This is a genomic window from Bacillus capparidis, assembly GCF_017832095.1.
Taxonomy (GTDB): domain Bacteria; phylum Bacillota; class Bacilli; order Bacillales; family Bacillaceae; genus Bacillus; species Bacillus gobiensis.
The window spans coordinates 46,902-63,526 of sequence record NZ_JAFDST010000003.1 but is presented as its reverse complement, the minus strand read 5'-3'; the positions used below and the strand labels follow the sequence as shown (position 1 = coordinate 63,526).

Below are 16,625 nucleotides of genomic sequence, written 5' to 3'. Positions count from 1 at the left end.
AATATTTAACTGCCGTTGATTATTATTATAGAAAGAAAAGAAGTGAATTCAATCGTTAATATATACGCTTTTGTTTGATATACAACAACTGTATGAAAATTGTTGATTAACTAAAGGAGGAATTTGAATAATGGGGACCGCAACCAAAACTGATAGACGAATCCTAAAAACAAAAGCAGCCATTAACAAGGCGTTTCTAGAACTGTTTTCCGAGAAAGAATTCGATCGAATCACAATTAATGATATTTCTGAACGAGCCGATGTAAATCGGGGAACCGTTTATCTTCACTACACGGATAAATATGACCTGCTCAATAAATGTATAAAGGACCATTTGGACAAAATGATCCTTTCATGCACGTTCACCAAGTTTATGCAGAAAAAAGGTAATCAGGTTGAGGCAATTGAAGCGATGAAGTCTTTATTTATTTATTTCGAGGAGAATTTTCTATTCTTTTCTTCTATGCTCTCCAATCCAAAAACTTCGACATTCCGGGAATGCATGTTGAAAATCATTACTACTACCATTCAGGAGAAGCTCGATATGCAGGGCATCAATCAGGGCATGGATAACGAATTGATTACACAATATACGGCCTCAGCCTTCGTTGGAACCGTAGAGTGGTGGATTCTGAACCATATGCCGCGTTCACCTCAATTCATGGCAGAGCACACGTGGAAATTATTTGAAAGAAATAATATTTGCAGCTAGTGTTGCAAAACTCGTTTTCTGGGGTAAACAAAAAGCCTGTGCCTTCGACCACTCGATAAATTATGTAACGATTGCAGTGAATATCAGCACACTAAATAATATCTATAACCAACAATGAAAACACGTTTTATCATCTCTCCAGATATTATTCTTAATTGCCATAAAAATACTATTCTAGAAAAAAAATCTAAAAAGATAAAACGGTGCAGCCTCAATTTTGAACTAATAAACCTAGAGCCTTCCTATCTATTAATATAGGGAGGCTTATTAATGTTGTATAAAATTTGAATAATCTAATTGCTTCCCTGTAAAAAATTTCAAAACACCATAGTGCTTTAGGCACCTTTCTATAGACCCGCACATAATCATATCCTTGTGTGTCATTTACAAAAGGAGGTATGAAACTCTTATGGAAGCTAGTGTTCATGTAGATTCGTATCTAGGTGCAGGTCATTATATGACCACAGATGCAACGTTAAATGCAGAAGGGGTTATCAATGCATTTACGCGCACAAGAAGTGTAACTTGGTTTGGTGGTTACACAGGAGGCGTACAGGTATTAATGGTAGATGAAAATGGTGTTGTGATTGGTACGACAGCCCAGCGCAGGTATGGGGTCGATGGGACAAAGATTGGAAGAAGTGATCGTCTTGAACCATGGAGTGAACACATTGATCCATCTATTGCTAACCGGACAGTAAGATTGGCAGTCATACATGCGTGGACTCCAAAGGTTAATATTGCACAAATGATTGGGATTGCTATAGAAGTTGGCAAATTCATTTGGGATTTACTTGAGGAAGTTAATAGAAAAGACGCTGCCGATGGGGGAGTATCTTACTAACATTCATTGTATTTTGAGGATGGATCATTTCTACGTTTTATTTCAAATGATGAAGGAGCGTTCAAAAAATGAGAATTTTTAGATTTGATAGGGAAGTTGGAAAACCGGTAGAAGGTTTAGAGAATGATAATTACATTTTATCTAGGATCATTGTTGACGAGAGTCCTGAAACACTGAATCTTGTAAGTGCTCATTTTGATTCAGGAGATTCTACAGGACGTCAGCAAGTTATGATCAGTCAGCTTTTTCTTGTTGTTCAAGGAGAAGGATGGGTGTCTAAAGATAATGGAGAGAAAGTTTCGATTTCAGCAGGGCATGCACCTTTTTGGGCGACTGGTGAATGGCATGAAGTAGGAACAGATACAGGTATGGTTGCTATCATACTCGAAAGCCCAGCTTTAAATCCTGCAGCATTTATGCCAGAGTTGAAAATATAGCAAGGATGGTGCTATGGAGCTTCATTTCTTGAAGCTCCATTTTTTCGCATGCGTTTATAGGTCTTTATACCTTCTTAAAGTTACAGTAGATCCTGCCATGGTATTATTACAATGCTATCAATCTTAATTGTAAGTGCAGCTTTAAAATAAAGTATTATCCAACAAATAGCGCACCTTGATACAAGAGCAAATAAAAAGAGTAATAGTGGTTATGAAGAGAATTGAAACCTCATGACAAGCAAGGTTTCAGAAACTAATAAAACAAACAAGAAGATTATATGAGGTGCAACTGCAATCGTAAGGATCAACGCGACCAAAATTGCACACAGAATATTCGCTATATGGCACACAACAAAAACTCTTGTCTGCCTTTGCCTGATGTTAATAACAATATAATTTAAAAAAGCAAGAAAAATGAGCGTAAAACCAGCACTCGCAAACCAAAGAGCATCGATTATATACGAATTAAAAGTCATTGGAGTCACCGCAATATGAATCACTCCAATAAGAAAAATGGCAATAGTGACCATTAATATCGCTTTTCTCATGTAGACCCCTCTATCACGTTTTTTGTTCACTGCATAAACAAACCAAGAAGCTGCACGGTAAGTATCGAGTTTTCTCTATAAATCAATGCTTTACCTCACAGCCAATCGGTTCGCCTTTCACCATCATTCATTCTGGCTTTTACGAATCAATCCCAAGCACGTACACTTGAATTTCCACTAGAGTATTTTGCTAAAGAAAATTCGGCTTGATCATCAGTGCCATCGACAAATCCACCGATATCTCTGAAGATATGACAGCCTTCCGCATCGAAATCATTACTACCTGCTGTCTTAAAATAGAGGCCAGATCCTACCTTATCGTCTGGATTAAACGGATCTTCTTCAAATAACTGATAATAACCTGATTTACTATCTGCGCTAAGACAAATCGCAAAATTGCCTCCACCTGATTTAAAGTTTTTGCTTTGATTTGTAAAGACATCACTCCCTAGATAATCTCATTCCCCTGCAGCAAACGTGCTGCTTGCAAATGTAGAAGAAGGGACTAACAACGTAACTGCAAATGCCACAACAACCATTTTTGATTTTTCATAAATCTTCCTCCCCTTCATTTGATAACCTAATTCTATATCCCGAAAGGAAAATTAAGATGACCTGAAGTTTAAATTTAGTTTAATCCAGTCGAGCAGTGCCCGAGATAAATACTTTTGATTTGATTTTTCGTTACACAATTTGTACAATAGTTCCAAATTTTTTTAAATTATTAAAATAGATTAATTGCCCAAAGAAAAGGAGAAAACGATTATGCAGCTTTATAAAATCTCGACACCAATTTATGTGAATGAACTGGAAAAATCTCTTCTGTTTTATGAAGAACTGTTTAAACGGAGAAAAAATTGGACGTTGCAGTTGAAGGCCAGCTTGGTTATAGGAGGGAAACTCAGTTCAATCGTTTACTACTTTACGTACAATATTGATCAAAAGGAATTATTAAATGATGATATGTATTAGCTGATTTTTTACGGAGATTCATTAGAAAAAAAACTCCGATTTACACTCGTATATAGACCTTCGTATCATTGGTAAAGATGGCATGTTTGAAGAATACAGGCTCAACAAAAAAACGGGGAAAAGTACTGTTTTCCAAAGACTTTCCTTGGACAGCTTAAAGTATCGCTCCCTTTAATTCACCGAAAAGCATATTAAAAAAAACCAAATTAGTTTTGGATTTAATTGTTCGAATGTTTAATACAAAATATCTATCGACCATTCCCCTTGTATTATAGGTTGCTGTATCACTGGTAAATTCAATTCTTCGATGGCCGACTGTAAATATTCGGCTTTCACTAAAAAAGGATTACTATCGTTTACGTGCTTCATTGTATTTGAACTAATTTTATTTAATGTCTCTAAATCACGGTTATATATAGTAGAATCCCAACGCACTTTTGATATGATTTGAAAAACGACATCAAAAGGTATGTTCGTACATACAGACAATATTTGAGCAGCTTTTTCAGGATTATTTCGTATTAGTTGATGTGTACGTAAATGAGCTTTTAAATATGAAATTGTCACTCCTTCATGATTACGTATCCAGCTCTCTTCAGAAACAATTCCAGTTAAATAATCTCCTCCTTTTGCTTCGTCAACGAATATTTCTCCTGTCCCATAATAGCTGATCAAGCTAGGATAGGGTTCCCACATGACACTACAACCAATCTGTTGCTGTACAATACTTTCCATACTTTCATTCATTGGCTTGTAAACGACTTTTGGATGAACTTCTTCTCCTAGTGTTGATAGAAACGACTGCAGCCTGATATAAGCACTTGAATTAGAAACCGTTGATATAGGAGATTGCAGCAATACTTCTAAATTGTTTTTCTTGTCTTTTGGAGTAACAAAAGAAATACCGCTCCCATTTCTTGTCTTTCCATCAAAACCTAAAATAACTGAATTAAAATTTGGCAGTAATTTACTAAGCTCATTACAAATTGTCATAGGATAATCACCTAACGATGCAATTTGCACTTCTCCTTTTATCATTAATTCTACTAACTCCAACCCGCTTGACGCGTTGCACCATTTTATCAAGACTCGTTGACTTGGGAAGTGAACATACAATTCTTCTTCAAAATATTTTAATTCTTTCATTAATAAAGCAGTCCACATGTGTGCGGTTCCGCTTTGATATCCGATTGTTACCGTAGTTACCTCATTTTGTTTCTTAATAGAATGTGCATATATCCATTCTTCAAGTTCATTCTTATTAAATAACACTTCTTTACCGATTTTAAAAAATGGTAGATCTTTATCCTTTCTCCAACGGTCAATTGTCGCACGACTCACACCTAAATAATTCATTGCTTGTTGCATATCCATTAGATTTAAACGCTCGATTAACATTTGAGTTTCCCACCTTTAAATATAAGATGATACTAATAAATTTAGCGGCGTAATTAAATCTAGAATTTTATTTCGAACTTGAATAAATTCCTGACTTGTTCGAAGACGGGGACGCGGTAAAGAGACTGATATTATTTCATTAATTTTGCCTGGTGATGGTGTTAGAACAATGATTCGATCAGCGAGATAAATTGCTTCTTCTATATCATGTGTAACAAGAACAAATGTTATATTTTCAGCGTTCCAAATACGTAAAAGCTCTAGCTGTAATTTCTGACGCAAAAACGGATCCAGGGCTGCAAAAGGTTCATCCATTAGTAACAATTTCGGTTTTAAACATAGAGCTCTCGCTATCGCTACTCGCTGCTTCATCCCTCCTGATAATTGAGATGGATAAAGATCAACAGCTTTCTCCAGATCAAGTAAATCCAAATATTCTTCTAAACGTTTTTTCTTTAATACTGAATTTGCATTGGCCATTTCCAGGCCAAATAAAATGTTTTTTCTGACCGTTAACCACGGAAACAGCGCATAATCTTGAAAGACAAATCCCTTTTCTAGAGAAGGACCGGCAATCTTTTGACCTTCAAAACGAATATTCCCGCTCGTTGTCTCTTCAATTCCGGCTATCATTTTTAAGATTGTGCTTTTTCCACTTCCTGATGGCCCTACTATGCAAACAAATTCCTTTTCTTGAATAGACATTGATAGATTACTAAGTACTTCTACATTTTGCCCGCCTGCATGATATGCCTTTGTAACATTCTCGAGTGTAACAAGCATAATGATCTCTCCCAACATTTGAATGTTATTTCCATTTAATGATGTACCTTTCGATACTTCTAATAAGAACTACAGAAGTAAACCCCAGAATACCAATTGTGAACATCCCAATAATTGAAAGATTATAATCCATTAAGTTATAAGCATACCACGTTGCATAACCGATCCCTTTTTGCCCAGACATCATTTCAGCTGTAATAACTCCCATCCATGATGCCCCAATTCCGACTGAAAGCCCGGTAAACATTTGCGGCAAAACAGCTGGAAGGTAAATTCTCCAAATGGATCGAATTGGACCACAACCTAAACACTTTGAAACATCTACAAATGATGATGGCACGCGTTTTACCGCATCCATCGTATTAATAAAAATAGGAAAAAAAGCCCCAATAAATGTAATGAAAATAATACTGCTTTCTATTGTACTAAACAAAATCATCGCAATCGGCAAATAGGCAATAAGCGGAATTGGACGAAACAATTCGAGATTCGTAAAAAGCGCTTCGCTTATTTTCGTGCGCGAAAGGCCAATCCAAAGTCCTAACGGCACCCCGCTTACTATTCCTAGGACAACACCAGCTAATACACGTAAGGTGCTGGCTGCGATATCCCGGTAGTATGCAGCTTCAAATAATTTCTGATACCACACAGTTAATACATCTATAGGTTGTGGAAGATTTCCGAATTGCAGGGGCCAATTGGTGTTTTTAATCACCAAGAAATGCCACACAAGAAGTAATACTATAACAGCTAAGCTTCGAACAAGATAATGGCCGGCATTTTGTTTTAATGCTGTTATACGTTTTGTAAGTGCAACCATTAATACACCCTCTCCTTAATCCACTCTCCTTGAAGCTCTTCATCTGTTAAGTATGGCGTTTCTTGTTGTTTAATGGCTTCTCTTAAATAGCTATCATCAATAAAATTCTTTAGTTTAATAGCTTCATTTAATCGTCCAATGCTTGTTAAAAAATCAATACTGCTATTTAACGTATCGATATCTTTTTGGTAAACAGTCGAATCAAACCTAATATTTTCTGCCATTTTTAATGTAATTTCGTAAGGAAATTTACTTTCTTTCTGGAAAATTTGAGCTGCTTTTTTTGGGTCATTCAATGCTAGTTGGTGCGCTTCGTTTAATGCTTGAAGGAAAGCAATAACATAGCTCCGATTCTCCTTTGCCCAATCTGCATTGGCAACAACTGCAGCTAAATAGTCTATTTTTGTTTCCTCTCCAGATAATAAAATATCGCCAACATTATTGGATTCGATTAAACTAGGGTATGGCTCCCATGTTGAATGGGCAGAAATTTTATTTTGTTCAACGCTCTGCATTCCAACCGTTACAGACTGATCCACAATCTCCACTTCGTTGACTAAATTATGCTGTTCCAGGGCATCAAGAAGCATGCGATGAGAACTGCTTCCGATCGGTGTGGATACCGTTTCACCTTTAAGATCCTCTATACTCGTTATTTTACTTCCTTTAGGCACTACAATGGATTGATTTATTCCTTCATATCCTTTTCCATCAAAAGCCAGAAATACAGAATTATAATTCGACTGTTTTAAACCAGCTTCCGCATTGAGTAATGAAGGCATATCACCTAAAAAAGAAATTTGGATTTTTCCGCCCACCATGTTGTTATTTAAAATAGATCCAGCATTTGCATCAAACCAAACAATATTAAAATCCTTATCAGGATGCTGTTCTTTTAAATATTTTTCAAATAAACGCTGATTCTTTACGATAAGCGCTCCCCACGTTTGAGCAGTTGGTGTTTGATACCCAATTGTTATTGTCTCTTTTCCATTGCTGCTTGCGTCCGCTGAATCTGCTTTGGTGTTTACCTGACCAGAGCAGCCTTGGACTAAGGAGACAGTTAATAAGAATAATGAGAATAATAAGAATTTTCTTTTAACAAACATTCTGTTCACTCCTTACTTTTCGTGCCGGGTAATAAATTTTCCAGCACCCAATGTTATTTTTAACGAACTAAGTAAGGCAAATTGACGGTCACAGCATCAACAGGACAATCAGTTTGGCAAGGTGTGCAATACCAGCATTCATCATATTTCATGTATGCCTTTTTGTCCTTATCTAGTGCCAAAATACCCATAGGGCATACTTGAACACAAATATTGCAGCCAATACATTTATCTCGATCAATAATGATACTCGCTTCTGCACGTTGGGGAACCAATTTAGTAGACAGATTGCTCATTTTGTATCTCCTTTTCCACTTCGTCATTATGATTACTTCCGTTAGGCTCTAAAATAAGTTCTGGCAGTTCTCTTGAAAAAATGTTCATCGAGCCATCTTGCTCCTTTTTTACGATGACCCTTTTTAACCAGTTTTCGTCATCCTTTTGCGGATAATCTAAGAAATAATGATAAAATCCCCATCTGCTCTCTTTTCGAAATAATGATGCTTTTGCCATCATTTCAGCACAATCTAAAATACTATAAATCTCTAAGGCACGCCCAAGTTCATGAGGATCTTTTGCCCCTAATAGATTCATATCAACCTTTCGAAAATGAGCAATTTTCTCGAGAGCTATTTCCAGTTTTACCGTTGTTTTTGGCGGCATCATATATTGTGTGACAATACGACGGATTTTGTATTCAACTTGATGATGTGGTACACCGTTAGGATTTGAAAGCGGTTTAAGAATTCGCTCTTTTTCTTCGAAGATTTGTGATTCGTCCACCTCAAGCAAGCTTTGTTTTGCTGCAAAATTAGCGGCATTTATCCCGGAGATTTTCCCAAATGTAAGGGCCCCCAACAAATATTGATGTGGAACGCAAGCCATATCTCCTGCTGCATAAAGACCTTTCATCGAGGTTTCCGCTTCATGATTAACAAGGACACCGGCTGCACTATGTCCACTGCATAGGCCAATTTCTGAAAAATGAAGTTCGACCATATCTGTTCGATAATCATTTCCTCTTCCTGCGTGGAACGTACTTCTGCTAGGTCGTTCATTATTATGTAAAATGGATTCAATTTTACTTACTATTTCATCATCAAGATGGTTCATTTTTAAATAGAGCGGCCACTCTCCTTTATTAGCCAGCTTCCACATATTCATAATCAACTCGCCACTCCAATAGTCACATCCTGTTACTCGGTTCCCTTCTGCATTAGCTGTAAATCCACCATATGGTCCAGCGACATAGGCACAAGCAGGACCATTGTAATCCTTCATTGTTGGATTAATTTGATAGCATTCAATTCCTGTTAGTTCCACTCCGGCATGATATGCCATCGCATATCCTTCACCTGAATTGGTTGGATTTTCGTAAGTTCCATATAAATATCCACTGTCAGTAAGGCTCATTCGTCCGGCAGCACCAGCTGTGAGGACAACCGCTTTTGCTCTAACTACAATAAAGTCTCCTTTGAATACATCAAAACCTAAGGCACCAACTACTTGATTTCCTATGGTTAATAATCTAGTTACCATAACCCGGTTAACAACCTTAGCTCTCATTTTTTTAACTTTTTTAGCTAATATGAGTTTAAGGTCATTAGCCTTTGGCATTGGAAGAACATATTTTCCTTTTCGATGGACACGGTGGACAACATAATTACCTTGGTTGTCTTTTTCAAAGTCTACCCCCCACGAATCCAACTCTTTAACGATTTCGTAGCACTCACTCGCTTGTCGATAAACCGCTCTTTGGTCAATTATTCCATCATTAGAAGCTGTTATCTCTAGAGTATATTCCTCTGGGGTAGCATGACCTGGAATAATAGCATTATTTAAACCATCCATCCCCATAGAAATAGCACCACTTCTTCGAATATCTGCTTTATCTAGAATGAGGACATTCAAATCAGGATTTGTCTCTTTGGCTTTAATTGCTGCCATTGTCCCAGCTGTTCCCCCACCTACAATAAGAACATCTGTTACATATTCTCTTGTCTCCAATTGCTTTCATTCCCCTCTTTTTTTGCTTTGTTTTGTTCAGTTTTTATTTATAACCTCAACAAAAAAAGAGGCACCTATCTAAGAAATTAGATGAGTACCTCCGGTAGACCGGTCAGAACACAAACAAAACCAATGTATTTGGTTGGGATTAAAACTTTAGAATAAATTTACCATACCAATTAAAAGAAGACAATAACATGATTAGAAATAAAGACCAATGAGGAACAATGATGAAAATGAACAAAATTTACCATCTCGAATGGTCGCTCATTCCATTTAAATTTATTTGGAAAACCGATTTTTTATAAGTTTGATCATATTTATGATCCTTCAACTAAATTGATGAAAAATTTAGTAAAAAAAGAAGCCTAAGTAACCTCTAGGCTCCCTGAAATTTTTTTATTTGTCTAATACTGTTGATTTATATTTAATCTGTTCATTATTTTTCAGCATACTTACTCCAAGTCCTAAAAGACCACCGACAATAGCAGGAATAACCCATCCTAACCCTATATCATACATAGGAAGATAATGACTGAAAAATTTATTAATAATTGAAATGTTTAAAGCAGAATCATTTAGGATTTCATAAAAAGGAAGATAGTGACTAAAAAATTTATCGATTGGAATGAGTATACCAGAATCATTTATCCCGCTTACTAAACTTACAAAAAAGGTTAACAACATGCTTCCTTGATAAACTTCAGACTTTCCATTAAATAATGGATGAAAGAAAGTTAGGATTATCAGTACAATCGCTAATGGATAAATAATCGATAGTACAGGGACGGAAATAGAAATTAATTGAGTTAAACCGATATTAGCCACTATGGTACTGAAAACAGATAAACCAATTGCGAGTTTTTTATAAGATATGGCTGGCAATAATTTATGAAAATAGGCAGCACAAGAAGTAGTAAGTCCTACACTAGTCGTTAAGCAAGCTACGGTGATCATTAGTCCTAATAACACGCCGCCGTAACTTCCAAAATAATAGTTTGAAACTTTCGCTAATACTGCTCCTCCATTTTCTAAATGACCTAGTTTTCCTACGCTGGAAGCACCTATATAGGATAGAGCTGTATAAATAATTGCAAGGATAACAGCAGAAATTCCTATTGCCTTCACGCAAACTGTTATAATTTGTTTTTTTGTTTTAGCTCCTTTTTCTTTAATGGCATTAATAATAATAATTCCAAAAACAAACGATGCAAGAGCATCCATTGTTAGATATCCTTCTTGAAATCCATTAAAAAAGGAGTGAGTTGTATAATTGTCTGTCGGTGCTTGAAATTTCCCAATCGGATAAATGAATCCAACAACTACTAAGATACCAATGAATGTTAATTTTATCGGCGTTAAGATTTTTCCTACAATATCGACAATTTTCGCGGGGTTAAGCGAAAAAAAACACGTAATACTGAAAAAGGCGATTGTAAAAACAAGTAAAGCAATAGAACTAGAACCTTCTGATATGAACGGCTTTACCCCTATCTCAAAAGAAACACTTCCTGTTCGCGGCATAGCAAATAATGGTCCTATTGCTAAATATAGAACAGTAGTAAATACGACGCCAAAAATAGGATGGACACGACTTGCTAAGGATTGCAAATCTTCTTTACCAGAGAACCCAAATGCCAATACACCGAGTAACGGCAGACCAACACCTGTAAGTAAAAAGCCCATATTAGCTGACCAAATATTTGATCCTGCTGATTGACCCAGCATTGCAGGAAAAATTAAATTTCCTGCCCCAAAAAATAGAGCAAATAACATTAAACCAATTATGACTATAAAGGAAAAAGGTATTTTATTTTCCATATTAGAACCTCCAATAAATTAATCAATTACACCGATTGAAAAAATATAATTATCAGAAAAATCATCCTACAAATATATTTGTTATCATTTTCAACCGTAAAAGAAACTACAAACCTTTCTCCAGTCGTCGATTACCGAAGAAAGGTAGTGTAGCTTTTTAAAAAAGTCTATTTGACGGGGCTGATCACTGACGATTATAGTCCCTTTATTGATATATCATTTTTGCCATCCATAATTAAACCATGCTAAACCTATATAAATCAAGAGGGTAAACCAAAGTTCGTTCCAAACACTTTTTTTGAAAAGAATCTACACTCTCGAATATGAAACTGCTATATTGGTAAAATACTAACATACAAATTTGTGCAGCACACAAAATAAGTTAAATTACAAATTATTGGTATGATCATCCGTGATGCTAAATTATAGCCTAAAAGAAAAAAGGAAGTAATTCTCTCTAAAAAGAGAATTACTCCGTACATTTCTAGATCAAAACAAGTGACAGGGGTTTTTGCATCTTTACTATAAACCCCGATGGCTTATTTTCCTACTACCTTTCCCTCTTCCGCTTGATTCGTCTTCGTTTTCCGCAACTTATATATCGCAATCAGCAAAATAAACCAAACGGGCGTTACGAACAAGGCGACACGAGTATCTTCTGCAAGTGCCAGCACGACAAGAACGAATGCTAGGAAAGCAAGGATCAAGTAATTGGAAAATGGATAAAGCGGCAATTTAAATTTGTTCACTTTCGCTAGATCCGGTCTTGTTTTACGGTATTTCAAATGGCAGATGACCGTAATTCCCCAAATAAAGAGGAAACATACTGTAGAAATACTTGTAATCAGCGTAAATACTCCTTCTGGCATAACATAGTTCAAAACAACCGCAATGAGAATGACAACAGTTGAAAAGAACAATGCATTGGATGGCACTTTATGGGACGTAAGTTTTGTAAATGGTACAGGTGCATTTTTATCTTTGGCCAGTGAGAAGACCATCCGGCTTGTACTGAAAATGGCGCTGTTACATGCAGAAGCTGCGGATGTTAGAACGACAAAATTGACAATCCCAGCAGCTGCAGCGATACCAACCGCAACAAAGACTTGGACGAATGGGCTTTCCATTGGGTTGATGGCGCTCCACGGATAAATACTCATAATGACAATAAGTGCGCCGATATAGAAAATTAACACCCGAATAGGGATATTATTGATTGCTTTTGGAATAACTTTTTCCGGGTCTTCTGTTTCACCTGCTGTAAGTCCTACAAGTTCAATGCCAACGAACGCAAACACAACCATCTGGAATGAGAGGATAAATCCATTTATGCCATTTGGGAACATGCCTCCGTGACTCCATAGATTCGTGAAACTAGATGGGCCTGAGCTGGTAGAAAAACCTTTTATGATCATGAAAATACCGATAACAATTAGTGCCAGAATCGCGATAACCTTAATTAATGCGAACCAGAATTCCATTTCACCAAAAAGTTTTACGGTTGCAAGGTTCATAATTAACAAAATGACAAGCGCAATTAATCCTGGAATCCACTGTGGCAGATCAGGAAACCAAAATTGGGTATAGAGACCAACTGCTGTTATGTCGGCCATTGCAATTGAAATCCAGCAAAACCAGTAAGTCCATCCAGTGATAAACGCTGCCATGTTACCTAAATAGTCTTTAATAAAATCAACAAAAGAATTATATTTTAAATTGGTTAAGAGTAGTTCTCCAAGTGCGCGCATGATTAAAAAGCAAATTACTCCTGTAATCATGTAAGCAAATAAAATCGATGGTCCTGCTAAATGAATAGACTTTCCAGCACCAAGAAATAATCCAGTTCCGATTGCCCCGCCAATAGCGATTAGCTGTACGTGCCTATTTTTAAGGCCTCTCGACAATTTTTGTTCTTGCATATGATTTCCTTCTCTCTAATCTGTTTGCATTTTTTGCTGATCATAAATTTTTAATAATCAATTGATAGCAAATTAACATCTAGATAAGAGTTTAACATATTATCAGTTAATTCCACGGCAAAAAATTATTCCAATAAATTTTTTTGATACAAAATTTCAAGAAAGCGATTGCAAATAATGGCGTTATTACTTTGTCCATATATTCAATTTTGGGAAACGAACCGGTAGACTGAACATTTTTCTAATATATAATATTGCGCCAGTACTTTGTTTTTTTAATGCTTTTTCCTTTGAAAATACTGCCCTGATAGAGCTGTTTTCTGATGGTATTTATACAGCGATGATAACGAAACTTCAACCAGTACCAACGATTGCTATTATGGGAATTAGCCAGAGGGGCAATCAAAGTGACCGACTAGGAGCCGGTACAGCTTGAGGCGCAAAACAGCCGGTCGAACAAATCCGTTAGACCGGCTGTTTTCTGGCTAAGGGGGAAGTTTATTTCTTTTATTGTGGTAAAGATACCGTTACTTCAGGAAAGGGGGAAGACGGGCTGTCAAAAAGGGTGTCTGTTTTTCCTTTTAAATGTTTGTCAAAAAAGTCTAGTGTATATTTATTGATGATAGTGTGCGCATGACGTGGAGACATGTCACGATTCCATGAAAAAAATGGCGACAGCAAATACATGTCGGTCAAACTCAGATGGTCTATCTTGTCAATCATCACACTGTAACCACCGTTTTTGAGTAGATTGTTTTTGCGCATCGGAATTTCTTTCGATATAAAGTCAAAACCTTCACGGGTCAACCCCATTTGTTGCAACTCCTCATCGGTCGGTTCATCGGTGCTGTCAGTTTCTGGTGGTTTCACGTTCATCATGAGAAACGGCTGTTTAAGGCCGTCTTTCAAATCCCCTTTTCCGAACAGCGTTCCATCCATATTCATCCCCGCTTTAAACCGCGAATCCGCTAACAATTTCTGTGCAGCGGCCGCGCCGCCGAAGGAGTGGCCGAACATGCCCACACTCGCAAGATTGATTTTCCCGTTCAAAATGCCGTTCGGATCTTTAGCATTTAGCTGCTCCATTTTGTCCAGCACAAAGGTTGAATCTGGCACCCAGATATCGGAGATAAGTTGATCCCAACTATCCCAATCGGTCAAAGCTGGTACGTTGTCGCTCAATACAGCAAGCTCTCCGTTAGGAAACTCAGTCGCTAAAGAGTAATAAGAGTAGTCGATACAAGCCACGATATAACCATGACTGACTAGCTCCTCCACTTGTGACGTATTCGTATAGCGGCTTCCCGGAAAACCGTGTGCAAACAGAAGCAGCGGATAGTTCATCTGAGAGCCGGAAATTTTCGCATTAATTCTGGCGTGAGTGTTTACGTTGCCAAGATAGTCTATGAAGAAGCCAGGAACCCCGTACTTTTGTTGAACAGCCGTCTGCAAACCGGACAAGTCTGGAATGTTGGGTAATATCTTTTCATCCCCGGAAGGTTCTGCTGGATACCAAACCTGTACCATCAGCTGCCTTTTGTCAGAAGGATCTTCAGTCAGCTTTTCCTCCCTTTTATCATCTATCCAATGGTAACTTGCCGTTCCTATCAGGTAGGGACCACTTGGCTTAGCGATTTCAAAAACAGGCAGTAATATAGGAAGTCCAACCGCAATAACTACGTATAGCGATCCAAGGATAACAGCGATAACCTTTAAAGCGGGATGCAATAACCTGTTTGATTGGCTTCGGAACTGCATAGCAGACCGTAACAGCAAAAATAACGTTAGCGCATAAGAAGGCACCATCTGCCAGCGGTAATGCTCGACAACAAGCTGCAGAACTAAGAAAATCAGAGCTACTCCGCTCAATGCAAGGAGCAACTTTCTTGCTTTTCCCCTTTTCCATAGGAGTATGACAAGTGTCAGTACATTGAGGCTGAGTAATAAGATTTCAAGGGTTCTCATCGAACTTACAGCACTCTCCTTATACGTCTGATTATTTGGAACAGTTTCTTTACCACATGATATGTAATCTAGTTTTGAGAGAGGGATCACTGGTGAAGATCTTGCTATAAGAGGTCATTCAAAAAGCTTTTAAAACTGAAAAACATTTTAAATATATTACGTAAATATTAACTTCGAACTACAGTATTATAGACGGGGTGTAAATTTTATGTGAAGATGCATTTCCAACCGTGTATAGTTAAGCATATTGATTTTCCAAAATAAAATTCATCTATAAATTCGACCTGCCTATCTTCAACATGCAGAAAGAACGCAATTTCGTGCTGCAGAATTACTTCAGGGGATTATCAGGTTATACAGTAGAACAAAAAAGGCTGGCGTTAAGATAGGTATTTTTGCCCAACCCCTGTACCGTGTCAAACTTGAGTTAACGAATCAATCAAAAAAAGCTGCTGGATCTGAAGTCATTGCTTATGGAGAAGTAGAAGACGGAAAATACATTGAGCTTTTTGAAAAAAACTATATAAGCTTCCGATTTCTCAATCGCTTGCGAATTTAAAATAGACATCCGATTTAAATCGCTGCCTAATATTAATTGCAATTAATAAGAATCTCAAATCACCTCAAGAGAACCAGTATAACGGCAAAGAGCCTCACGTTTTATGAGGCCCTTTGCTGTTATACTGATAAACTAATTATTCGATTTTTTAATTATGCGGGATCTGTACATTAGGGCATCGTTTTTTCAACTCGTTGATAAACTTCATTTTATCTCTTGGTGAAATTTTTATACTACCATGAGATTCTCGTTGATAAAATAATTCAAGTCCCTTATCAGTTGATGAAATTTGATAACCTGTCAACTTATCTGACGTTGGAGCAACCTTTATTATACTTTGATAAGGGATTTTATTTTGAAATGGTCCACCTTTTATTAATAGATAATCTTCGTAAAAAACATACTTAATAGAAACTGCGTACCACCATAAAAAAATTGCTGAAATAATAAAGATTGTAGATATAATAATTAATGTTGTAAATGATGTTATGAAGGGAACCAGGAATATAAACCCCATTATCCAAATCAATAAGAAGATAAATGTTATAAAAAAAACATCAGGTTTTGAATGATAAACCATAAAGTTAATCCCCCCTCTTTTATAAAATTATACGATTATTTCAAAAAAAAAATTCTACTTAGATTATAAAGCATATTGCAGACGATTATAATTCATTAATTTACTTTTTTTAAAAATACAACTATTTTCATGAACAGAAAATAAAGTTGTA

Annotated in this window: 15 protein-coding genes and 1 pseudogene; 4 read left to right on the top strand and 12 right to left on the bottom strand. The window is 36.7% G+C overall.

The genetic code is table 11. The features are described from left to right. Window positions 1-130: 130 nt before the first annotated feature. The 3 genes from JOC74_RS13865 to JOC74_RS13855 all read left to right on the top strand — a co-directional run bounded on the left by JOC74_RS13865 (window position 131) and on the right by JOC74_RS13855 (window position 1,993). A complete protein-coding gene (locus tag JOC74_RS13865) occupies window positions 131-712 on the top strand; it encodes a TetR/AcrR family transcriptional regulator (protein ID WP_053605275.1) in 582 nt (193 codons plus the stop codon). Window positions 713-1,121: 409 nt separating this feature from the next. Next, entirely contained in the window at window positions 1,122-1,556 is a 435-nt protein-coding gene (locus JOC74_RS13860; protein ID WP_053605274.1) for a hypothetical protein, read from the top strand. Window positions 1,557-1,624: 68 nt separating this feature from the next. Beyond that, window positions 1,625-1,993, top strand: coding sequence for a hypothetical protein (locus JOC74_RS13855; RefSeq protein ID WP_053605273.1), 369 nt, complete (start codon window positions 1,625-1,627; stop codon window positions 1,991-1,993). Window positions 1,994-2,202: 209 nt separating this feature from the next. Here JOC74_RS13855 and JOC74_RS13850 read toward each other — a convergent pair whose 3' ends face one another. Both JOC74_RS13850 and JOC74_RS24465 read right to left on the bottom strand, forming a co-directional pair. Beyond that, window positions 2,203-2,541, bottom strand: coding sequence for a hypothetical protein (locus JOC74_RS13850; RefSeq protein WP_053605272.1), 339 nt, complete (start codon window positions 2,539-2,541; stop codon window positions 2,203-2,205). A gap of 146 nt (window positions 2,542-2,687) precedes the next feature. After that, window positions 2,688-2,984: pseudogene (locus JOC74_RS24465) on the bottom strand (YndA family protein); the annotation flags it as partial. Window positions 2,985-3,306: 322 nt separating this feature from the next. Here JOC74_RS24465 and JOC74_RS13845 point away from each other — a divergent pair. Next, window positions 3,307-3,513, top strand: coding sequence for a hypothetical protein (locus JOC74_RS13845; RefSeq protein WP_053605271.1), 207 nt, complete (start codon window positions 3,307-3,309; stop codon window positions 3,511-3,513). A gap of 234 nt (window positions 3,514-3,747) precedes the next feature. On the opposite strand, the gene JOC74_RS13840 is transcribed toward JOC74_RS13845, so the two are convergent. From JOC74_RS13840 to JOC74_RS13795, 10 genes are all read right to left on the bottom strand, one after another. Then, complete coding sequence (locus JOC74_RS13840; protein ID WP_211086187.1) at window positions 3,748-4,911, bottom strand: helix-turn-helix domain-containing protein; 1,164 nt, start codon at window positions 4,909-4,911, stop codon at window positions 3,748-3,750. A 15-nt stretch (window positions 4,912-4,926) separates the two neighbouring features. Beyond that, complete coding sequence (locus JOC74_RS13835; RefSeq protein WP_053605268.1) at window positions 4,927-5,694, bottom strand: ABC transporter ATP-binding protein; 768 nt, start codon at window positions 5,692-5,694, stop codon at window positions 4,927-4,929. A 25-nt stretch (window positions 5,695-5,719) separates the two neighbouring features. Then, on the bottom strand, window positions 5,720-6,514 hold the full coding sequence (locus JOC74_RS13830; RefSeq protein ID WP_053605267.1) for an ABC transporter permease: 795 nt from the start codon (window positions 6,512-6,514) through the stop codon (window positions 5,720-5,722). Next, the gene (locus JOC74_RS13825; RefSeq protein ID WP_053605266.1) at window positions 6,514-7,623 is read right to left on the bottom strand and encodes an ABC transporter substrate-binding protein; all 1,110 of its coding nucleotides are present in this window, start codon (window positions 7,621-7,623) and stop codon (window positions 6,514-6,516) included. Before JOC74_RS13825 ends, JOC74_RS13830 begins: the two co-directional genes overlap by 1 nt. A 59-nt stretch (window positions 7,624-7,682) precedes the next feature. Further along, on the bottom strand, window positions 7,683-7,946 hold the full coding sequence (locus tag JOC74_RS13820; RefSeq protein ID WP_245212957.1) for a 4Fe-4S dicluster domain-containing protein: 264 nt from the start codon (window positions 7,944-7,946) through the stop codon (window positions 7,683-7,685). Then, entirely contained in the window at window positions 7,900-9,630 is a 1,731-nt protein-coding gene (locus JOC74_RS13815; protein WP_053605264.1) for a fumarate reductase/succinate dehydrogenase flavoprotein subunit, read from the bottom strand. The genes JOC74_RS13820 and JOC74_RS13815 overlap by 47 nt, the downstream gene beginning before the upstream one ends. Window positions 9,631-10,029: 399 nt before the next feature. Next, complete coding sequence (gene brnQ, locus JOC74_RS13810; protein WP_053605263.1) at window positions 10,030-11,451, bottom strand: branched-chain amino acid transport system II carrier protein; 1,422 nt, start codon at window positions 11,449-11,451, stop codon at window positions 10,030-10,032. Window positions 11,452-11,990: 539 nt separating this feature from the next. Continuing rightward, complete coding sequence (locus tag JOC74_RS13805; RefSeq protein WP_053605262.1) at window positions 11,991-13,370, bottom strand: amino acid permease; 1,380 nt, start codon at window positions 13,368-13,370, stop codon at window positions 11,991-11,993. Between the two features lie 507 nt (window positions 13,371-13,877). After that, window positions 13,878-15,425 carry an alpha/beta hydrolase gene (locus JOC74_RS13800; protein WP_211086186.1) on the bottom strand — a complete coding sequence of 516 codons (1,548 nt, stop codon included), beginning with the start codon at window positions 15,423-15,425 and terminating at the stop codon, window positions 13,878-13,880. 617 nt (window positions 15,426-16,042) lie between these two features. Further along, complete coding sequence (locus JOC74_RS13795) at window positions 16,043-16,474, bottom strand: PH domain-containing protein (protein ID WP_053605260.1); 432 nt, start codon at window positions 16,472-16,474, stop codon at window positions 16,043-16,045. Window positions 16,475-16,625: the final 151 nt, after the last annotated feature.